The sequence below is a fragment of the Streptomyces sp. NPDC058092 genome (genome assembly GCF_042884935.1).
GTDB lineage: Bacteria > Actinomycetota > Actinomycetes > Streptomycetales > Streptomycetaceae > Streptomyces.
Window position 1 is genome coordinate 75502 of record NZ_JBHVSY010000011.1, and the last position, 21264, is coordinate 96765.

Annotated in this window: 12 protein-coding genes and 3 pseudogenes; 4 read left to right on the top strand and 11 right to left on the bottom strand. The window is 66.5% G+C overall.

Features of this window, described 5'->3' with window-relative positions; genetic code table 11:
* Positions 1–148: 148 nt before the first annotated feature.
* Positions 149–2038: an AMP-dependent synthetase/ligase gene (locus ACFVV1_RS19780; RefSeq protein WP_389990631.1), complete on the bottom strand. Its 1890-nt coding sequence runs from the start codon at positions 2036–2038 to the stop codon at positions 149–151.
* A 406-nt stretch (positions 2039–2444) separates the two neighbouring features.
* Positions 2445–4319: a translation elongation factor 4 gene (gene lepA, locus ACFVV1_RS19785; protein ID WP_389990633.1), complete on the bottom strand. Its 1875-nt coding sequence runs from the start codon at positions 4317–4319 to the stop codon at positions 2445–2447.
* Positions 4320–4534: 215 nt separating this feature from the next.
* Here lepA and rpsT point away from each other — a divergent pair, with 215 nt between their 5' ends.
* Positions 4535–4801, top strand: coding sequence for a 30S ribosomal protein S20 (rpsT, locus tag ACFVV1_RS19790; protein ID WP_124717766.1), 267 nt, complete (start codon positions 4535–4537; stop codon positions 4799–4801).
* Positions 4802–5062: 261 nt separating this feature from the next.
* On the opposite strand, the gene holA is transcribed toward rpsT, so the two are convergent.
* On the bottom strand, positions 5063–6049 hold the full coding sequence (gene holA / locus ACFVV1_RS19795) for a DNA polymerase III subunit delta (protein WP_389990636.1): 987 nt from the start codon (positions 6047–6049) through the stop codon (positions 5063–5065).
* Between the two features lie 86 nt (positions 6050–6135).
* Between holA and ACFVV1_RS19800 the strand changes: the two genes are divergently transcribed.
* Positions 6136–6372 carry an aldo/keto reductase gene (locus tag ACFVV1_RS19800; protein ID WP_389990638.1) on the top strand — a complete coding sequence of 79 codons (237 nt, stop codon included), beginning with the start codon at positions 6136–6138 and terminating at the stop codon, positions 6370–6372.
* 75 nt (positions 6373–6447) lie between these two features.
* The gene (locus ACFVV1_RS19805; RefSeq protein ID WP_389990640.1) at positions 6448–6693 is read left to right on the top strand and encodes a hypothetical protein; all 246 of its coding nucleotides are present in this window, start codon (positions 6448–6450) and stop codon (positions 6691–6693) included.
* A gap of 24 nt (positions 6694–6717) precedes the next feature.
* On the opposite strand, the gene ACFVV1_RS19810 is transcribed toward ACFVV1_RS19805, so the two are convergent.
* The 3 genes and pseudogenes from ACFVV1_RS19810 to ACFVV1_RS19820 all read right to left on the bottom strand — a co-directional run.
* A complete protein-coding gene (locus ACFVV1_RS19810; protein WP_389990642.1) occupies positions 6718–7602 on the bottom strand; it encodes a YceI family protein in 885 nt (294 codons plus the stop codon).
* Positions 7603–7858: 256 nt separating this feature from the next.
* Positions 7859–8635, bottom strand: a pseudogene (locus ACFVV1_RS19815) (ComEC/Rec2 family competence protein); the annotation flags it as partial.
* A 103-nt stretch (positions 8636–8738) separates the two neighbouring features.
* Positions 8739–8924: pseudogene (locus tag ACFVV1_RS19820) on the bottom strand (transposase); the annotation flags it as partial.
* 509 nt (positions 8925–9433) lie between these two features.
* On the opposite strand from ACFVV1_RS19820, the gene ACFVV1_RS19825 reads away from it, so the two are divergent.
* Positions 9434–13228, top strand: a complete 3795-nt coding sequence (locus ACFVV1_RS19825; protein WP_389990644.1) for an NACHT domain-containing protein — start codon at positions 9434–9436, stop codon at positions 13226–13228.
* Positions 13229–13516: 288 nt separating this feature from the next.
* On the opposite strand, the gene ACFVV1_RS19830 is transcribed toward ACFVV1_RS19825, so the two are convergent.
* The 5 genes and pseudogenes from ACFVV1_RS19830 to ACFVV1_RS19850 all read right to left on the bottom strand — a co-directional run.
* A complete protein-coding gene (locus ACFVV1_RS19830) occupies positions 13517–13936 on the bottom strand; it encodes a hypothetical protein (RefSeq protein WP_389990646.1) in 420 nt (139 codons plus the stop codon).
* Positions 13933–16047, bottom strand: coding sequence for an integrase (locus tag ACFVV1_RS19835; protein ID WP_389990648.1), 2115 nt, complete (start codon positions 16045–16047; stop codon positions 13933–13935). The genes ACFVV1_RS19830 and ACFVV1_RS19835 overlap by 4 nt, the downstream gene beginning before the upstream one ends.
* A complete protein-coding gene (locus tag ACFVV1_RS19840) occupies positions 16044–17783 on the bottom strand; it encodes a hypothetical protein (RefSeq protein ID WP_389990650.1) in 1740 nt (579 codons plus the stop codon). The genes ACFVV1_RS19835 and ACFVV1_RS19840 overlap by 4 nt, the downstream gene beginning before the upstream one ends.
* A 23-nt stretch (positions 17784–17806) precedes the next feature.
* Positions 17807–19309 (bottom strand): site-specific integrase, encoded by a 1503-nt coding sequence (locus tag ACFVV1_RS19845; RefSeq protein WP_389990652.1) that lies wholly within the window; start codon positions 19307–19309, stop codon positions 17807–17809.
* 101 nt (positions 19310–19410) lie between these two features.
* Positions 19411–21213, bottom strand: a pseudogene (locus ACFVV1_RS19850) (ComEC/Rec2 family competence protein); the annotation flags it as partial.
* Positions 21214–21264: the final 51 nt, after the last annotated feature.

Here is a 21264-nt window from a genome sequence, read left to right on the forward strand (position 1 = left end):
GGGCGCCACTGACGACACCGACAGAGTGACAGATGGACCATGCCCATAAGCGACGAGTTGCCGAAGTGAGCGGAGAAAGTGAGCAGAGAAAGTGAGCGGAGCGGGACAGGGGCGGCCGCACCGTGCGGCCGCCGCCCGAGGAGCTGCGTTACGCCTCGCGGCTCCCCGCGTACATGTCGTCGATGAGGCCCTTGTACTCACGCTCGACGACCGGTCGCTTCAGTTTGAGACTGGGCGTCAGCTCGCCGTGCTCGATGTCGAGATCGCGGGGCAGCAGCCGGAACTTCTTGACGGTCTGCCAGCGCTGCAGCCCCTCGTTGAGCCGCCTCACATAGCCCTCGATGAGCGCGACGGTCTGCGGGGAGGCCACCACTTCGGCGTACGGCTTCCCGCCCAGGCCGTTCTCGGCGGCCCAGCCGAGGATGGTCGGCTCGTCGAGTGCGATCAGCGCGGTGCAGAAGTTACGGTCCGCGCCGTGCACCAGGATGTTGGAGACGAACGGGCAGACCGCCTTGAACTGTCCCTCGACCTCCGCCGGGGCGATGTACTTGCCGCCGGACGTCTTGATGAGGTCCTTCTTGCGGTCGGTGATCCGGAGGTAGCCGTCCGCGGACAGCTCGCCGATGTCACCGGTGTGGAACCAGCCGTCCGCCTCCAGCACCTCGGCGGTCTTCTCCGGCAGCCCCTGGTAGCCCTGCATCAGGCCGGGGCCGCGCAGCAGGATCTCGCCGTCGTCGGCGATCCGTACCTCGGTGCCGGGGAGCGGCTTGCCGACGGTGCCGGTGCGGTAGGCCTCGCCCGGGTTGACGAAGGAGGCGGCGCTGGTCTCGGTGAGGCCGTAACCCTCCAGGATGTGGATGCCGGCGCCCGCGAAGAAGTAGCCGATGTCGGGGGCGAGCGCCGCGGAGCCGGAGATACAGGCGCGCAGCCGGCCGCCGAAGGCCTCGCGGATCTTGGCGAAGACGAGGGTGTCGGCGACCTTGTGCTTGGCGCCGAGCGCGAACGGGACGGAGGCCGTTCCGGTGCGCCGGAAGTTGTCCTGCGAGACGGTCGCGTACTCGCGGGCGACCCCGGCCGCCCACTGGAAGATCTTGTACTTGGCCCCGCCGCCGGCCCGTGCCTTGGCGGCGACACCGTTGTAGACCTTCTCGAAGATACGGGGAACGGCGGCCATGTATGTCGGCTGGACCACCGGCAGATTCTCGATGATCTTGTCGACCCGGCCGTCGACGACGGTGACGTGGCCGACCTCGATCTGGCCGGAGGTGAGGACCTTGCCGAAGACGTGCGCGAGCGGCAGCCAGAGGTACTGGACGTCGTCCTTGGTGATCAGGCCGGTCCCGACGGTGGCCTTGGCCATGTACGACCAGTTGTCGTGCGGCAGGCGTACGCCCTTGGGGCGGCCGGTGGTGCCCGAGGTGTAGATCAGGGTGGCCAGCTGGTCGGACGTGATCGCGGACACCCGCTCCTCGACCGCGCCGGGGTTCTTCGCCAGGTACTCGGCGCCGCGGGCCTCCAGGTCGGCGAGGGTGAGCACCCAGCCCTCGGGGTCGCCCTCGGCGGGCCCGGCGTCCTCGGGGTCGATGACGACGACGTGGGCGAGGTTCGGCAGCTCGGCGCGGCGCTCGCGGGCCTTGGCCAGCTGGCCGGCGTCCTCGGCGATCAGCACCCGGCTCTCGGAGTCGGAGAGGATGAACGCCGACTCCTCGGCGTTGGTCGACGGGTAGATCGTGGTGGTGGCGCCGCCCGCGCACATCACACCGAGGTCGACGAGGATCCATTCCACCCGGGTACTGGCGGCGAGCGCGATCCGCTCCTCCGGCTGAACGCCCAGACCGATCAGCCCTGCCGCGATGGCGTACACGCGCTCGGCGGCCTGTGCCCAGCTCAGCGACTTCCACTCATCGGGCCCCTCGCCGGCGGCCGAAGGGACGGGGTAGCGGTAGGCCTCCCCGTCCGGGGTGGCCGCCACGCGGTCGACGAAGAGGTTCGCCACGGAGGGCGGTCGGTTATCGATCAGGGTCTGTGTGTCGCTCACGACATCCTCCGGGCCTGCGGCAGTGCTTCACGACCGGCTGCTTGTTCCTGCTGACTGCTGCTTATTCCTGTGCCTGTCCTGCGTACGTCTGCGTTTCTGTCCTGCGGTACCTGGCCTGCGGTGTCCGGCCCGCGGTGCTCGATCCCGCTTGTTTAACTGGCGAGTAACTACGAAGCCGTGATCAGGGTAGAGCGCGCGCGTCCGCGGCGTAAGAGGCAACGGGCCGCCGCTTCATAACAAACGGGCCCCTGTGTCGCAGCGCGCTGCGACACAGGGGCCCGTTGGGCTACCACCGAGTAGGGGCGGGACGGAGCCGGGCTGCAGACCCGCTCCGGAACCGGAGCCGGAGCCGGGAGCCGGGGTGCAGGCCGGAGCCGGGAGCCGGCCCTCGGCCTCGCGGCGGGGGCTACTTCTTGCCCTTGCCCTCCCCGCCCGACTCGTCCGTCGACAGTACGGCGATGAAGGCCTCCTGCGGCACCTCCACATTGCCGACCATCTTCATCCGCTTCTTGCCTTCCTTCTGCTTCTCCAGCAGCTTCCGCTTACGGGAGATGTCACCGCCGTAGCACTTGGCGAGGACGTCCTTGCGGATGGCGCGGACCGTCTCACGGGCGATGACCCGGGAGCCGATGGCGGCCTGGATCGGCACCTCGAAGTTCTGCCGCGGGATCATCTCGCGCAGCTTGGCGACGAGCCGCACGCCGTACGCGTACGCCTTGTCCTTGTGCGTGACCGCGGAGAACGCGTCGACCTTGTCGCCGTGCAGCAGGATGTCGACCTTGACGAGCTGGGCGGACTGCTCGCCGGTGGGCTCGTAGTCGAGGGAGGCGTAGCCCCGGGTCTTGGACTTCAGCTGGTCGAAGAAGTCGAAGACGATCTCGGCGAGCGGCAGGGTGTAGCGGATCTCGACCCGGTCCTCGGAGAGGTAGTCCATGCCGAGGAGGGTGCCGCGCCGGTTCTGGCAGAGCTCCATGATCGCGCCGATGAACTCGCTGGGGGCCAGGACCGTGGCGCGCACGACGGGCTCGTGCACCTTGTCGATCTTGCCCTCGGGGAATTCGCTCGGGTTGGTGACGGTGTGCTCGGTGCCGTCCTCCATCTCGACGCGGTAGACCACGTTGGGGGCGGTGGCGATGAGTTCGAGACCGAACTCGCGCTCCAGCCGCTCGCGGATCACATCGAGGTGGAGCAGGCCGAGGAAGCCGACACGGAAGCCGAAGCCGAGCGCGGCGGAGGTCTCCGGCTCGTACACCAGGGCGGCGTCGTTGAGCTGGAGCTTGTCGAGCGCCTCGCGCAGGTCCGGGTAGTCCGAGCCGTCCAGCGGGTACAGCCCCGAGAACACCATCGGCTTGGGTTCCTTGTAGCCGCCCAGCGCCTCGGTCGCGCCCTTGCTCAGGGAGGTGATCGTGTCACCGACCTTGGACTGCCGGACATCCTTCACACCGGTGATGATGTAGCCCACCTCGCCCACACCGAGGCCGTCGGCCGGGGTCATCTCCGGGGAGGAGACCCCGATCTCCAGCAGCTCGTGGGTGGCGCCGGTGGACATCATCCTGATGCGCTCGCGCTTGTTGAGCTGGCCGTCGACGACACGGACGTACGTGACGACACCGCGGTACGAGTCGTAGACCGAGTCGAAGATCATCGCGCGGGCGGGGGCGTCTTCCTTGCCGACCGGGGCCGGGACGTCCCTGACCACGCGGTCGAGCAGCGCTTCCACACCGAGGCCGGTCTTCGCCGAGACCTTGAGCACCTCCTCCGGCTGGCAGCCGATGAGGTTGGCCAGTTCCTCGGAGAACTTCTCCGGCTGCGCGGCCGGCAGGTCGATCTTGTTGAGGACCGGGACGATGGTGAGGTCGTTCTCCATCGCCAGGTAGAGGTTGGCCAGCGTCTGGGCCTCGATGCCCTGCGCGGCGTCGACCAGCAGGACCGTGCCCTCGCAGGCGGCGAGCGAACGGGAGACCTCGTAGGTGAAGTCCACGTGGCCCGGGGTGTCGATCATGTTGAGGACATGGGTGCGGCCCTGGTCCTCACCCGTTTCGGGCGCCCAGGGCAGACGTACCGCCTGGGACTTGATGGTGATGCCGCGCTCGCGCTCGATGTCCATCCGGTCGAGGTACTGAGCGCGCATCTGCCGCTGGTCGACCACGCCCGTCAGCTGAAGCATCCGGTCGGCAAGGGTCGACTTGCCGTGGTCGATGTGCGCGATGATGCAGAAGTTGCGGATCAGCGCCGGGTCGGTACGGCTCGGCTCGGGCACGTGGGTAGGAGTCGCGGGCACGCAGGGTCCTGATTCTTGAGACGCCGAACGCCGTGTCTCGGGTCGATGTCGGTTCGGTCGGATCGATACGTAGCCTCCATCGTCCCATGGTTGCGGGGCGGAGACCGGTTTGGGCCGGTCGGAGCGGGGCTGGTACCGTTGACAGCTGTGCCTCGCGACCCTCTCGGGCCGTGCGGCGCACATCGAAGATCCAACGAACCTGAAAAGGCTCTTTCGTGGCGAACATCAAGTCCCAGATCAAGCGGAACAAGACGAACGAGAAGGCGCGCCTGCGCAACAAGGCCGTCAAGTCCTCGCTCAAGACCGCTATCCGCAAGGCCCGTGAGGCTGCCGCCGCCGGTGACGTCGAGAAGGCCACCACGGCCGCTCGCGACGCCTCCCGCGCGCTCGACAAGGCCGTCTCGAAGGGTGTCATCCACAAGAACGCCGCCGCCAACAAGAAGTCGGCGCTGGCCTCCAAGGTTGCCTCCCTCCAGGGCTGAGCTCTCTGATGTAACCGCCGGAACGGACCAGCGGGCCCTCTCTCCCGCCCCTGACCGGCCCCCGCGCCGCACACCGAACCTGCGTTCGCCACGCGGGTGCGGCGCACCGAGTGTGATCCGAGGGCCCCGGCCTCCGCTCTCCCCAGAGCGAGGCCGGGGCCTTCGGTGTACGCCCTGCTCGGGCCGCCCAGCACGCGCTATGTCTTTTTGCGGTCCGGCCACCGCTTTCCTACCGCTTATCGCGATCCGGCCACCGCTTTCCTACCGTCCGGACCGCGCCGCCCGCGCCACCGCGACCACGGCCTTCTCCAACGCGTACTCCGGGTCGTCGCCGCCTCCCTTGACCCCCGCGTCCGCATCCGCGACCGCCCGCAGCGCCACGGCCACGCCGTCCGGCGTCCACCCGCGCATCTGCTGGCGCACCCGGTCGATCTTCCACGGCGGCATGCCCAGCTCACGGGCGAGGTCCGCGGGGCGTCCTCCGCGGGCCGAGGACAGCTTGCCGATCGCCCGTACGCCCTGCGCCAGCGCGCTGGTGATCAGCACGGGCGCCACTCCGGTCGACAGGGACCAGCGCAGCGCCTCAAGCGCTTCTGCGGCCCTTCCCTCCACTGCGCGGTCGGCGACGGTGAAGCTCGATGCCTCGGCGCGGCCCGTGTAGTAACGGGCGACGACCGCCTCGTCGATCGTGCCCTCGACATCCGCGACGAGCTGCGAGACAGCGCTCGCCAGCTCCCGCAGATCGCTGCCGATGGAGTCGACCAGCGCCTGACACGCCTCAGGGGTCGCCGAGCGCCCCAGCGCCCGGAACTCCGACCGCACGAACGAGAGCCGCTCGGCCGGTTTGGTCGTCTTCGGACAGGCGACCTCCCGCGCCCCGGCCTTGCGCGCCGCGTCCAGCAGCCCCTTGCCCTTGGCGCCGCCCGCGTGCAGCAGAACGAGGGTGATCTCCTCGACCGGATCGCCGAGGTACGCCTTGACGTCCTTGATCGTGTCGGCGGAGAGGTCCTGCGCATTGCGCACGATCACCACCTTGCGCTCGGCGAAGAGCGACGGGCTCGTCAGCTCGGCGAGGGTGCCGGGCTGGAGCTGGTCCGAGGCGAGATCGCGGACGTCCGTGTCGGGGTCGGAGGCGCGGGCCGCCGCCACCACCTGTTGCACGGCGCGGTCGAGGAGCAGGTCCTCCTGGCCCACGGCGAGCGTGAGGGGGGCGAGCGGATCGTCGGTGGAATTCCTTCTGGTGGCCATCGCCGTCCAGCATCCCACGTGCCACTGACAGCCGGCGGACTCCCCACTTGCCTCGTGCGGACACCGGGGCAGCCCCGCTGTCCGGCGTGATTGAGTGCGGCGCGACCCCGGCGCAGATATCGCTCGCCTGGCTGCTGCACCAGGGCGACGACATCGCGCCGATCCCCGGCACGAAGCGCAGGGCGACGCTGGAGGAGAACCTCGCAGCGACGGAACTCACGCTCGGCTCGGACGACCTGCGGCGCCTGGACACGGCGCTGCCGCCGTCGGTGGTCGCCGGTAGCCGATATCCCGAGAGCCTCATGCACATGAACGGCCGTTAGGCGCCCGACGCCACTGGCTCGGCGGGGCGGAGCAGACCGGACCGCGCGGTGTACCCGGTACGGGAGAATGAGCAGGTGAGCGATGTGAGACATGTGCTGGTGCTGCCCGACCGCGATGCTGCGGAGGAGGTGGCCGGTGAGCTCGGCGACCGCTTCGGGGTCATCGAGGAGCCCCAGCTCGTACGCGACGCGCTGGCCGGCGAGGACGACGCCGAGGACGCCCAGTGGCTGGTGGTCGTGGAGGACCCGTCGGGGCGGCTGGACTCCGCGGCGCTCGACGCGTTTGCCGCGGAGTACGACGGATGGCTCGAAGCACCCTAGTGGGGCGCCCGGGCGCCTGCCGGCTCAGCTCTTGGGGACGATCTGGATGTCCATGTCGATGGCGATGCTGGAGCCGACGGCTGCGATGCCTCGGGCCAGCATGGTCTGCCAGGTGAGAGTGAAGTCCTCGCGGTGCAGTTCCGTGGTGGCCCGGCAGGCGGCGCGGGTCTCGCCCTCCAGGCCGTTGCCCAGGCCGAGGTACTGGGTGTCCAGCGTGACCGTACGGCTGACGCCGTGCAGTGTGAGCGCGCCGGTCACGCCCCAGCGGGTGCCGCCGCGGTGGACGAAGCGGTCGCTGTAGAACTCCAGCGTCGGGTAGCGGCCCACGTCGAGGAAGTCGCTGGAACGCAGATGGTCGTCGCGCATCTGGACATTGGTGTCGATCGACGCGGCATCGATGATCACGTGCATGGCAGAGTTCTCCATACGGTCGGCGATCCGGACAGCACCGGCGAAGGTGTTGAACCGGCCATGAATGCGCGCCATACCGATGTGCCGGGCCGTGAAGCCGATCTGTGAGTGCATCGGCTCGACCTCCCACTCGCCCGGAGCGGGCAGCTGCGGGGGCGCGGACAGTTGCAGCGTCACATCACCGAGGCTCGCGTGACCGCCCTCGACGACCGTGGCCGCGCCGTGGAACGGGGTGAAGCCCTCGGCCGTGACGGCCAGTCGGTACTCACCGGCCGGGACGGTGGCGAGGACGCTGCCGTACGGGTCCGTCTCACCGCCGACGACCTTCCGGCCCGCGCTGTCCGTGACGACGAACTCGGCCTGCGGCACGATCTCGTTGACGGGATCGAGGACCCGGCAACTGAGCACTCCCGCGGTGCGTGGCACCTCGAAGCCGGCGAGGGCGTTGCCGCGCGCGGAATCCGTCGTTCTCTTGCTTCCCAGCCAACGGCCGAACATCTTCTACCTACCCTTGGGGGCGATTCACCTTGGGCCCTGACGGCTGGACGTTCTCGTCGGAGCAGCGGCCCACCGACGAGCATTCATTCGATCACCAATGTGGCGTTCGAGGCAAACAGAGCAGCTCGCAGGGGCTTGGGTAGAGGTGTTACCGATGGTCCGAATTGGCCACTCGGCTTGTGCGCCCCGCCGGGCGGAAGCCGCCGGGCGGAAGCCGCCGGGCGGGGGCGTCCGGCCGGCGAGGTAGGGCTCGGGCTCATGAGCTGCCCACCGCGCTCAGCCCCGTCCCGGCACCCGTCACGGCGATCGCGCCGTCCGTGTCCGTGCGCAGCACCACCGCGCCGCCGGCTCGGAGCGCGTCGACGGTGCGCGGGGCCGGGTGACCGTACGGGTTGTCCCTGCCCACGCTCACCAGGGCGAGTCTCGGGCGCACGCTGTGCAGCAGAGCGGGGTCCTGATGGGCGGAGCCGTGATGGGCGACCTTGAGAACGTCCACCGGCGGCAGCGCGGGATACCTGCGCAACAGCCCTTGCTGGGCCGGGGGTTCGAGGTCGCCCAGGAGCAACAGGGTCAGCCCGCCGGTCCGGACGTAGAGGGTGACGCTGGCATCATTCGGCTCCTGCGGCACGCGTCCCGATGCGGCTCCCCGGAGCACCGGTACGCCGCCCGCCCCCGTGCCGCCCGCCGGCCACAGGACTCGCCAGTCGAGGGGCCCGATCCGGCGGCGTTCACCGGGGACCGCCCGCATCAGGGGGACGCCCGTCGCGGCGGCCGTTCTCCGTACGAACGCGACCTGGTCCGGAGGTTCGTCCAGGCTCGTCGTCTGGATCGCCCCGACCGCTCTGCCCCGCAGCACACCGGGCAACCCCCGCACATGGTCCGCGTGGAAATGTGTGAGGAGCAAAAGCGGCACCTCGGTGACGCCCAGGTCGCGCAGACACCGGTCGACGAGCCGCGGGTCGGGGCCGGCGTCGACGACCACGCCCCTGCCCTCCCCCGCGGCCAGCACCAGGGAGTCGCCCTGACCGACGTCTTCTCTGTCAAGTTCCGCTTGTTGAAAAGATCTGTGGCTAGTAGGGCGAAGCATGATCCCCGGCTACGAGAGTCTTGCCAGAGCCCACGTTCACTTGTACGCCGACACCTGTCTTCTGCCATCGGTCCAGGCGGCGCCAGCACGTCTGACCCGAGCGAACCCCAGCTCCAGAGGCAGGAGTTGCCAGGCTATGTCGTTGCGGAGGACGAACAGGAATGCCCTGGAGGCAGAGCCGGTCCGGCCAGGGCGGCAGCAACGGCTCGATCAGCGCCCACAAGTCGTCGTCCATGATCCACAGCCGAGTACTCACACCATTACGAGCTCTAAGCAGGAGGGGCGCTGGACAAACCGGCACGGTTGTCGTCAGTCGTTCTCGGGCGACGTCCGCCGCCCTTCGACGACGACCCAGGGACGCATACAGACCGCGACCGATCGCACGAGAGGTAATCAGGCACAACCTGCGGCCCAGCCTTCCAGGCCCGAACACGTGATCGATGCCAGGTGTTCGCCCGACCGCTAGCGCAAGGCGGGCTATGGCTCGGCGGAGCAGGGGCCCCGCGGAAGTTCCGAATAGCCACCTTGGCTGTCGCACTTCTCTGCTGTACTGCTGACCAACGAGCACAGGACGGGTTGGAGTAGCAGCCGCAGTAGCAGCGGGCACGCGCCTGAGGACGACCTAGCCCAACGGAGCCCGACCACCCATCCACCCGACAGTAGCGCGTTGCCACCACCCGCCCACCGTTGAAATTGCTCCAGCCATGACCTCGCCCGCCAAGAAGAGTAAGTTTCGGAGGATCAGTGGACTACAACTATGAATCGCTGCTGGATCAGCGATTTCAGATGCTTTGCCAATCACTTTTGACTACCGAGTATGACAACATTCAATGCTTCCCTATTGGAATGGCCGACGGGGGGCGGGACGCCACTTCCCGCGCGGGCGGTCGCCTCGAAACGGTCTTCCAAGTCAAATTCACGCGCAATCCCAGCGCCATCAAGAACCCCAGCAAGTGGATTATTGACGCCCTTAAGGGCGAAAAGGAGAAAATCGACAGACTGGTCGAGCGAGGCGCAACACGGTATATCATCATTACTAATGTCCCACCAACGGCCAGTCTCGACAGTGGCACAATTGACAAAGTCGATGCGTATCTCGCAGACGATGTCCCTATTGACGCTTACTGCTGGTGGCGCGATGACCTAGATAGGCGACTTGACGGTCAATTTGACCTGAAGCTTCGATACCCGACACTGCTATCCGGCGTCGACATGCTTCGCCTTCTATGGGAGAACCTCGGATCGCGTCAGGACTCCGAACGTCGACACATGGCGCTGACCGCCTATTTCGCCCACCAAGCAGAGATCGAGGCGACTATTCGATTCAAACAGGCCGAGCTTCTCCCAAGTTCCTTGCTTAATCTTTTCATCGACGTTCCGGCAGCAATCCCAAACACTGCAAGCAAGTCGGAGTCTGATCATCTTGCACTGCAGTATATAAATCACCTTCAGCGAAGGATGAGGGAGGCAAGAGACGGGAGTGATACCGCAGCCCAGGCGCGCTTTGAACGAATGACTGCGATGGCACCATCGCTTCACTTCCCCGAGGGCATGCATCACCGAGAACTCATTTACATGCTGGAATCCTCGAAAGCTTTTAGCGGAGCTGCCGAATTGCTCATGGACGAGCAATTCATGGAGAACTGCCCCGCCATCGTGTTGGAGGGCGCCCCCGGTCAGGGCAAATCAACACTCTCTCAGTACCTGGCGCAAATTCACAGGTTGCGCATCCTCAGCCGAGAGGACGAACTGCGGCAGCTACCACAGCGCTACACCGAGAGCGCAATCCTAATTCCGTTCAAGATTGAGTTGCGCGACCTTGCATCATGGATGAAAGGGCAAGACCCGTGGTCTGGAACAGGAGGCTCACAGCACGATAAACCCAAAACTCTCGAAGGTGCTCTTGCCGGCCACATCGAGAGGTATTCTGGGGGCCTTGTGTTTGACGTATCCGATGTCGCATTCATGGCACGCGAACGTCCAGTATTGTTGATCCTCGACGCGTTGGACGAGGTCGCAGATCTGGAGGACCGGCATCGGGTCGTTGAAGAAGTCAGCTCCGCCATCACACGCTTGCGACAAGTTAATTCAAACTTGAAGGTTCTGATCACAAGCCGGCCAACCGCGGTAACTGGAGCCCCGTCATTCCCGCGCACTAAATTCCACTATCTATCCTTGGCGCCGATTCCGCAGGATTTGGCCCTTGAGTATGCAGATAAGTGGGGCACTGCCAGAAAACTGAACAGATCAGACATCATTGAAATCAGTCACGTGCTGAAACAAAAAATGTCTGCACCGCACATGGCTGAGCTTGCGAAGAACACCATGCAGCTCTCCATTTTACTGAGTCTCATCTACCACCGAGGGTCGAGCCTCCCTGATAAACGGACTGAACTATATGACGCTTACATTGCCTCGTTTTTCAACCGGGAAGTTGAAAAAAGTCAAGTAGTTCGCAAGAACCGAATGCTTCTGATCAGCTTGCATCAGCATCTGGCATATTACATGCACGCCAGAGCGGAGAGCAATCGCACCACAGGACGTATCAACTTCGATGAACTAAAGCGGGTTGTCACAGACTATTTGAACGCCCATAAAGAACCGCCGGACGTGCTGGATGACCTGCTGACAGGCATGGTCGAGCGGGTGGTTGCTCTAGTTTCTCGCGTAGAAGGGACCTATGAATTCGAAGTACAACCGCTGCGTGAATATTTCGCCGCACGCTACCTGTACGACACGGCACCCTATGTCCCTGCGACTAGCGTCGGCCGTGGAACGAAACCTGATCGCTTTGAGGGTATTGCACGCAACCCTTATTGGATGAATGTAACCCGGTTCTTCGCGGGCTGCTTTACGGTCGGGGAATTGCTAGATCTCGCGGAGAGGGTTTGCGCCCTATGTGATGCACCAGAGATGGCAGGATCAACCTATCCTCGCTCATTGGCCCTTTCTCTTCTGCAAGACTGGGTCTTCTCCCAGTCTAAGGTAGCCACGGAAAAGGTGATTGACAAGGTTTTCAATTCCTACGGAATCCGATCTGCCTATCTGGCAAACAGTGAGCATCGGCGCTCTCCTTGGTCTGCGACGTCATATTTCGATGTGAGCCTCTCGCCGACAACTGGGTCCGCATATCTTACAGAACAGAGGCGGGCAGAATTCTTCGACTGCAGCTTGCCGACCGAACATACTCGCGCTGTCGCATTCCTTCTCGGGAAGCAAACAGAAGAAAGAGCGGAGTTGCAGTCGGAGTGGCTGGACCGCTATAGATCTGGAGATGAGGCTGAGCGGCTCAAACTACTGCGTCTTGCAAAATGGGCTGACTTCAGTGCACCGTCACGCCACCTGAGATCGCTCCACGGAGAGAAGAGCGCGCATATGCTGCTGCGGCTATTTACTGCTGGGGGGCCTAACGAAAATATCGTGCCTGTGTCGCGCCATCGCGATCTGATCCTGGCTAAGCTAAACGGGCCTGATCAATTCGACATGGAGAATGGGCCTGGCGCTCTCGGTCGGGCACTCTTGTGTACGCTGCCAACCATTTGGTCATACCGGGCCATGGAAGGCGCAGGCCACTTCATGTTCCAGCACATGGGTATTCCTCTAGAAGAGAGTCGGTCCAAGCCGCTTGCCTTGCTTACGGATATCGCCCGCCCTCTCTATGAGGGAGATGAATCACTCACGGAGGGTCTTGCTAGCTGGCGATACATTGTCCGGGAAGTCGATGCGGCATTCGGAATTAACTGGTCAACTTTTCTGATCGGCCTGATCTCGGCGTCAGTGCCCTCGCAGCATGATCGAGGAACCGGTGCTGATGAATTCTTCTCAGACGAGCACTCGCTTGTTGATCGAATCCGCAATGCTAGACGCCGCGGCAAAAACGTCGATTGGTGGAACAGTCAACTGCAGGCAGCAAGTACAGATTCGGAAAAGGAGCGACTGCTAGCAGCAGCTTACTGCTGGGCTGATGTAGATACTCTGCGCGCACTCTGGGAAAGCATCGAATCGGTAGTTGACTCCCTTCCAGAACCGTCGTTTATGCGCCTCGCAGACCTTGCCAACCTCGCAGCAATCCGCGTATCTAAGCGCGCCGGCGAAGAGGTTCAAGTTACCGCCAGCTGGCTCAGAAGGGCGGGTATGGGATCACGCATGTTGACCCTATTCTTCCATCGATTTCCTGCAGGGGCAGCGAAGGATCGAGTTTTTTCCAAAAAGACCGGAAATGAAATTTCTCCCCTGTTGGTGCAGTCCATCCTCGCGTACGCCTGGGACCGTCGCATTCAAGGAATCATCAGCGATACGGAACTCTTGTCCATCACGAAAAAGTTCTACCGCCATGAAATCTTCTTTAATCACAGCTTCCCTGTTCCTTCATTGATTACCGAGAAGCGCGCCCTTCGGGGCGTAGCTGAACAGGCACTGAAGAATCCAGATGCAGCCCCAGACAGTTTTATCATCGCAGCCGAGCAGACACTTCGGTCCACGTCACGGAAACCCAAGCCGGTACTGCGCATTGCCGAAAAGGACAAATGGTTCTCTTAGAGCTCGTAACACGATCAATGAGCGGGTCTTCTTGAGACGTCGGTAGCAGATGAGGCTGCAGGCGAGTGCTGAAGGCGTTGTGGAAGCTGGTGCGGCGTTCTCATCGGACTGCGAGGCGTTGAAGTGGTGGAGCAGGGCGAAGGTCTGCTCCACGGCTTAGCGGAGTTTTCCCAGACCCTTGATGTTCGGGCAGCCCTTACGCAAGACGACGGGCAGGATCCGGCGCTCGCGCAGCGCGTCTCGGCTTGAGTTCTGGGCATCACCCCATTCGTCCGTTGAGGTTCTTCCTCAACGGACGAATGGTCGGGGCTGGGTCGGAAGGACATGGACGTTGCTCGGTCGCTCGGCCAGTTGAAGCCGGAGCTGTCGGTTCTCCATCACCACCTGGTGCAGGGCGCCGACCAGTGCCTCGTTGTCGGCCTTGAGCTGTCCGATCTCCTTCAGTGCCTGGGCCCGGAGTTCCTTGGCCTTCACCAGCTGCCGCCGGAGACGCTTCTCGCTGTCGGGCATCTCGCCGCGGGCTCGGACCTTTTCGTAGAACTCGTTCTTGAGGTCGAGGTGCCGCTGGGTGAGGGCATTGCGGGGGACGTCGGCCTCGGTGGCGAGAGCGACGATGGTCAGAGCCCCGTTCGACCGCTGCGGGGTTCCTCCGAGGATGCGGTCCATGGCCGCGCGGATGCGGTCGCGTTCGTCAGGTGCGGGGCTCATGCAGGCGCCTCCGAGATGGTGAGCCGTTCGCGGTAGTGCTTCTCCGCGAGGTGTCGCAGCCCGGCGGCATGGCTCCGGAGCCGTTCGGCCAGGGGCTCCGGGACGAGTTCACCGACGCCCTGCTTGTCGAGTTCGTTGGCCTTGAGGACAAGCTCGGTGACGTGCTGGTCGGTGCGGGCAATGTTCGCGCAGGTCGACACGCAGCGATCGAGGCTGGGCGTCGTCTGGCTCGCTCGGAGTCGACAAAGGGCCTTGTCCGGGTTATAGACGCAGGTCAGGAAGGCGTGCGGGTTGTCGTGAACGGCCAGGGTGGAGTTCGTCAGTAGCTTGCGGGCCTGGCGGGCGGTGAAGACGATCCCCTCGAAGACCGGTGCCTGGCCAGCGGCGAAGATGGCCCGCCGTGCGGCCGGCCCGGAGATCCCACCCCCGGCGGCCCGGTCCGCGGCGAGGGTCGCAAGGGTGTCGGCGGTCGCCCTGGCGGTCTCGATGTCGAGCAGGTCGTGGATGCCGTCGCGGCTGCGGGAGGCATAGCCGGCGCTGACGGCGGTTCGCATGTGGCCGTACTGAATCGCCAGGGCAACCAGTCCTCCCGGTCGGCGGGCGATGTGCCAGGCCAGGGTGCGGCGGAACCGGCCCGTCCCGATCGCGCCGTGCGGGTCCCGCGGGATCACCTCGTGCGGACGCTCCAGACGGAGGGCCAGCTGAGTGACCCACTCCACGAAGTTCTCCACTCGCTCGCGCAGGGTTTCGGTGCGAAGAGCAACCTTGGTCCCCTGGCCGAAGCCGCCGAACTGGTGGAACTGACTGCCGAAGAGAAGTTCTCCACCGGGGACGATCTGCTCCAGCACGCGGATAGCAGAGACGACCGGAGTGATGGCGACCCAGGGCACGTCTCGCAGTTCGCCGGTGGAGAGGTGGTTGCCGTCCTCGTCCACGGCCGTCTTGTAGACGTATCCGTGGATCACGTGCCGCTGGCCGGGTTCGTCCGGGTCGGGGCAGCAGCCGGACCGCAGGCCGAGGACTTCGCCGGGCCGCATTCCGGTCAGGTAGGTCAGGACGATGAAGCAGGCCGTGCCGAGGTGTCGCATGAGTAGGGGCGCCTCATCGAAGTCGATGCCTGGCGTCCAACCCGTCCCGCCGACCGTGCCGTTGACCGGTGAGGGCAGCGGGCAGCGGCCCGGGTGGGCGGCCAGATACTCCTTCCACCGCCGGCGCTTGCTCGTGGCCGTGGTGACCTGTTCCAGGGCCGAGCCGGTGAGGCCGGCGATGTAGAGGGACGCGGCCAGCCGCCGCCCGTTGACGTTGATCGTCGGCATGGGGTGTCCGTGCTCGGCCAACTCGGCGAGGTAGGTGTTCAGCCGGGCCAGGCCCTGCTTGGTGCGCGGGGCCGTCTTCGCGACTTGGGTCAGCCGCCGGTTCTCGGACCAGGCCGCCAGGATGTCCCCGCCGAAGTCGTCGACCGTCCTCAGAGCCCAGATCAGCAACGGTCCCATCGTCTCCGTGCTGATCGCCTCGGTGATGTTCTCGCCGCCGGCCGACGCAGCGGGCAGGAAGTCGTCGATGCCGTCGCGTTCCCAGGGCGGTTCGGGAAGGTGCAGCGGGACCGGGCTGATCCGGTCGAACATCCACAACCGCGTGAGCCCGACCAGTTCGGCGCTGACAGTGTTGCGGTTGGCCTTCGGCTTGCGGCTCAAGGAGGCGGCGTACTCGCGAAAGTCCTCACCTGTGCAGGCTGTCATGCTGGTGACGCCGCGCTTGCTCAACCAGATCGCGAACCGTCTCCACTGCAAAACGCTGCGGTAGGTCGTGGCCGAGGACTGCCGCGTCCGCATCGAAGGCGCACGCCCCTCCAGGAAGATGTCTGGCAACGCGATGTTGATCATCAGCCAGGCCAGGTAACGGCACTCCTCCCGCATTGAGGCCGGAAACGGCTTCCAGAGGACGCGGGCCCGTTCCGTACTCGGGTTGGCGTTGATCGGGTCCAGTGACCAGGCGTCATCGCCGTAGGAGGAGACCGGGCCGGTGTAGCCATCGACGAACAGGCCCGTGGGGATCACGGGTGTGTCGGTGACCGGGACGGTCAGGGGAAGCTCGGCGGTCAGCGTGCTCACGAGTCGAAATGTCCGTTCAGAAGGCTGTCGATGATCTGCCGGTCCAGGGCGCTGACGTGCTGCTGTGCCTGGTTCCAGACCTCGGTGCCGAGCCGCTGCCGCAGGTCCTCCAGCCGGGCATGAGCGTCGTACCAGTCCGTGTTCCAGGTGGGCGGGTCCAGGACGCTGCGGAGGTTTTCCAGGGCGGCGTGCAGATGGACGAGCCGGGGGTAGTGGACCGGGGCGATCCGGGCGTTCGGGCAGGCGGTGCAGAGCAGGAACGATGCCCCGCAGCCCGCGCCGGGCGGCGTGAACGGGCTGTGCTCGAAGTCCGAGCACGACGCCGTCGCCGTCTCCTGGTCGCCTGACTGCGGTGTGTCGGCGAGCTGGGCCCGCAGCATGGACCGGCGGGCAGCCTCGACAGCGTCGTTGACGCCGTCGACGATGACCTCGACGGCGGCCTGCCGGGCCTGGGGCTCGGGCAGCACGTAGACACGGTCGTGGGTGTCCTGGGTGTTCTGGCCGGGCTCGCGGCGGTGCACCACGTTCACGGTCTTGCGGCCCCGCCGCAGCACCTTGCCCGGCAGGCCCCGCTCTTGCGCCCAGAGGGCGACCGCATGGGTGTCGGCGCCGAGCCCGAACGGACCGACGCGGATCAGCTCGCCGACCGCGTTGGCCGCCGCCCAGCTCTTGTTGCCCTTGCTCCGCCAGACCAGCAGCCGGTCGACGGCGGGGGTCCGGCCCGCGACGTAAGCGCGGGCCAGGGCCGTTGCCTCCAGCGCGTCCGAGATCAGCCGTCCGGCCGAGTCGGCGCCGTGGTCAGTGATGTTGCGCGACTCGAAGTGGTGCCCGGCGTGACGCCGTCGCTTCTCCAACTCCAGCCGATAGACCCTCACCCCGCTCTTCTCTCCGGAGTCAGGGACGGCCCGCGGGACCGGCATCTCGGACATGGTGGCACCGTTGAACCCGAACTCCGTGACCAGCAGCACCCCGAGCGCGGCCGCCTCCAGCCGTGCCAGAAACAGCCGCTTCCAGGTGTGATCCGGAGTCCCGCCGCCCAGCACCTTTGCGTAGTGGGGAACGACCGACCGTGTCCTGCCGTTCGCGCTCGTTCGCCGGGGCAGGTCACCAGTCCGCGCCAGCAGGTCCAGGGCCTCACCGACCGCCCACTCCCGGCTGCCCCGTGCGAAGTCGCCGTTGCGCCAGGCGTTCAGGTGCCCGGTGTTCTCCCTGATCCGCAGCAGCGCGGACCGGAAGGTCCGCCGGGCCGCGGCCTTGATCGCTCGGAACTCGTCCGGCTCGAAGGCTATCTCCTGCACTTTCGGTTCCGGAAGGCGCCGGGCCATCACCGCCCTGACCTCCAGCGGCAGGCGGCTGTTGCCCCGCAGCAGCAGCTGCGTGACCATGACCTGGTTGTAGCCGTTCTCCGTCTTGGTTCTGCGGCTCAGCCGCCAGGCCGACCACATTCCGGCCGTCAGATCCGGGACATCCGCTGGCGGAATCTCCTGCTCTGACCAGAACTTGCCCAGAGTGTGCAGGTGCCGCCAGGTACCCATGCTCGTCTTCAGCGACGTCCAGGAGCCGTCGGTGCACTTCGCCGCGAAGAGCACCGCCAGTGAGCGCTGCATTGCCGGAGCCATCGGGAGCTGCCCGAAGTCGTAGGCGCGTGTGGCGCCCTGCTTGGTGGTGTGGCGTACCACCACGTCGCTCGGGTCCTCTCCGAGTACGGCGGGACGGCGGAAGGGCGTTGTTGGCAAGGTGGCCTTGCTGCCCCGGCCGCTCATGCCGACACCGACGGCGGCACGAGCTTGGCGTCGATGTCCTGGATGCCCTCGCTCTCCTCGGCGATCCGGGCCAGCAGTGAGGTGACCCGGTCCTCGGACCACCCCTCGCCGCCGCCCTCCACCGGCTCGGGTTCCGCCATCAGCGAGCGCAGCTGAAGGTCCGACACCGGCGCGAGGTAGATATCCCGCGTCGTCTCCAACTGGGCGTGTCCCAGAAGGTCCTGGACCATCCGCCACGGGTCTCCGTAGAGAAGCCGGAAGTCCCGCCTCTCCTCTGGTGTCAGCCCCATCCGCAGGTCGACGACGTGGTGCAGGACCACGAGCATGTAGAGGGCGCAAGAATGCCTGGCCATGTGCGGGGTGCAGAACGGCGGCTCGGCGACGACACCGCGCAGCACTTCGGCGCATCGCTGCGACGCGGTGCGAAAGACGTTCTCCCACGACGCCGGACGGAACGGCAGCCCGGACTCGTTCAGCCACAACCACAGCGGCTCCGGCCCCGCCGGGCCCTCTATGAACAGCGTCATCCGCTCGGCCACGGTCGCATCCGACACCGGTGTCCGCCCCTCGACCCCGTCCTGATCCCGCCAGTGCAGCACCCTCTTGCGCAGCCCCGCGACCTTGGTGACCAGCCGCATCCGCGGCAGACACTCGTATCGCCCCATGGCCTGGGCCCGCCGGATCGCGAAAGCCCGCGACGACTCCATGTAGCCCTCGACCTCGCCCACCACCGGCGCCGAGGCGTAGAAAGTCCGGGCCCGCTTCGACTTGGTCACCACCGGCGCCAGGCGGCCCGCGTAGTAGCGGGCGCCACCCAGCCGCGTGCGCGGCATCTCGATGGTCAGCAACGACGCCGACTCCGTCAGCCGCATCCCCGACGACAACAGCAGGTCCGCGAAGGCCGCATTGCGGTCCTCCAGCCGCCCCACCCAGCCCGCCGCCGGCACCCCGCAGGCCGTGTGGCCACGCAGACCGACGCTCACCCAAAGGCGGTACGTCCGAGGCGTCAGCCAGTGGACATCACTGGACTTCGCGTCCTTCGCCCGCGCCTGCGGAACCCGGATCACGTCGCCGGTGCGGCCGATGAAGTCGCGCATCAGCACCGGATTCCGTACGACGTACTCACGCCGCTCGGCCCACTCGTAGAGGCGGGTGAGCGCGGCCAGCCCGCGGTTCCAGCGGGAACCGCCGACCTTCCCCGGGTTCGCGCCGGCCCGGGTCCGCCAGTACTCGAAGTCCGCGAGATCGTCGTCGGTGGCCTGATTCCAGACCTTGCCCCGGCCCCACAAAAAGTCGAAGAACAAGCAGTAGTCGTCCGTGTAGTTGCGTTTGGTCTCCGGTGCCAGCCTCGCGAACCCCGACCGGCACAGGTACACGCTCAGCAGCTCGTCGACCCTGTAGTCCGGCGACAGCATGATCGGGTCTCCCGGATGGATCCCAAGCCGGTCCTCACGGTCGGCCAGGTCCTCCATACCCGCGAGTACGGGTACCCGTTCCACGGGTACCAATCGCCGCTCAGGTACCCAGTAAACTCGCCAACCCACTTACCCCACCTGTCAGTTGTTCCTCATCAACACGCTAATTTAATGGGGAATGGTCGGCACATCACGAACGCCCAGTCAGGCGGCGGCCATCCGGTCAGCACACGGGTGAGCGGAACCGGGCGCAGCACCGCGACGATCAGCAGCAGCGCGGCGGCCGAGCAGACCCAGGGATGGCGCACGATACGACGGGCGGACAGCACCACCACTGCCGTCAGCGCGGCGAGCAGCAGCGCACCCTTCCCGCCGTCGGGCCAGTCGATCTCCGCCCCGGGCAGGGCCGCCCCGGTGCGGGCCACCGAAGCGATCCACCCGGCCGGCCACCCCGCGATCCGGGCGAGCAGCTCCGCCACCGGTATGGCCACCGGCGCCAGGGCGAGCGCGGCGAACCCGAGGACCGTGGCCGGCGCCACCGCGAACTCGGCCAGCAGATTGCACGGGATCGCCACCAGACTGACCCGGGAGGCGAGCAGCACGACGACCGGCGCACACACGGCCTGCGCCGCGGCGGCTGCGGCCAGTGCCTCGGCGAGCCGGGACGGAACCCGGCGCCGTTGCAGCGCTTCGCTCCACTTCGGGGCGACGGTGAGCAGGGCACCGGTGGCCAGCACGGAGAGGACGAAGCCGTAACTGCGTGCCATCCACGGGTCGTACAGAACCAGCAGAAGCACCGCGGCGGCCAGCGCGGGGATCAGCGCTCTGCGGCGCCCTGTGCCGATGGCGAGCAAGGTGATCAGCCCGCAGGCCGCGGACCGCAGCACGCTCGGCTCCGGCCGGCAGACGATGACGAAGGCGAGCGTGAGCCCGCCGCCGAGCAACGCCGTCATCCGTAGCGAAATTCCCAACCGGGGCGCCAGACCTCGGCGTTCGACACGCACTGCCATGCCCGGCGGCCCGATCAGGAGAACGAGCAGGATCGCCAGGTTGGCACCGGAGACCGCCATCAGGTGGGTGAGGTCGGCCGCCTGGAAGGCATCGTGCAGTTCCGGAGTGACCCGTGAGGTGTCACCGACCACCAGGCCGGGCAGAAGCGCCCGCGCATCGGGATCGAGCCGCTCGGTCGCCTGCCGCAGACCACCACGCAGAGCGCCCGCCATGCGCTGGACCGCGGAAGGGGGCCCGGTGACGTGCGGCGGGCCCTTGCCCTCCAGCCGGAGTACGCCGGCGTTGCGCTCCCCTTCATGCAGCGGTGGCGCCAGTCGGCCTCCGACGTGCAGCCGTGTGGAGGGGAGCAACTCCTGCCACCGGGCCATCGATCCGCCGGGCGAGACGATCAGCAGCACCGGCGTACGCAGCCGGGTGACCGCACCGTCGTGCCCGGTCAGCCGTGTGATCTCGGCATCCACGAGGAGGGAGACGGGCGTGCTGTGGTCGCCGCGCACCCGAGGCACGGTCTGCCGGGCGTCGGACGTCACCGTCACCTCCGCGTCGACCCTCGCGAACCGCTGAGCCAGCTCGTGGACCGGCCCCTGCCGTACGTCCGCGCTGTGCCAGCCGGCCGACGCGGCCCCGGCCGCCGCACAGAGCAGCGCCGCAGCGGTTGCAATTGCGGTGGTGTGCGGCCGCCGCGGGTTGTGTACCGCGCTCTCGTCATCCGCCGCCCCTCCCCCGGTACCGGCCGACAGCCCTCGCATCGCACGGGTCGCCGACACTCCGGACGTCGCCAGGAGCACTATGGCCGCAGCGACGCAGAGCATCACGCCCGCCGTGGTCCACCGCCCCGGAGCGCCGAGCGCGAGCGCCGCTCCGGCCCAGGCCGCCAAGGCCGGCGGGACCAGCCGAAGGTCGAGTGGGCCTTCCTGCCGCGGGTCGGAGGCACCCAGCCGCCGGCCGGAGGCCGCATGGACGTCCGGGTGGCTCATGGCACCACCAGAGGTTGGAGGTCGGCGAACCGGCGATCGCCGATTTATCCG

Excerpts from the sequence above, each read along its gene's own strand:
- ACFVV1_RS19810 (WP_389990642.1), bottom strand. The coding sequence starts at position 7,602 with ATGTTCGGCCGTTGGCTGGGAAGCAAGAGAACGACGGATTCCGCGCGC.
- holA (WP_389990636.1), bottom strand. The coding sequence starts at position 6,049 with ATGGCCACCAGAAGGAATTCCACCGACGATCCGCTCGCCCCCCTCACG.
- ACFVV1_RS19830 (WP_389990646.1), bottom strand. The coding sequence starts at position 13,936 with ATGAGCCCCGCACCTGACGAACGCGACCGCATCCGCGCGGCCATGGAC.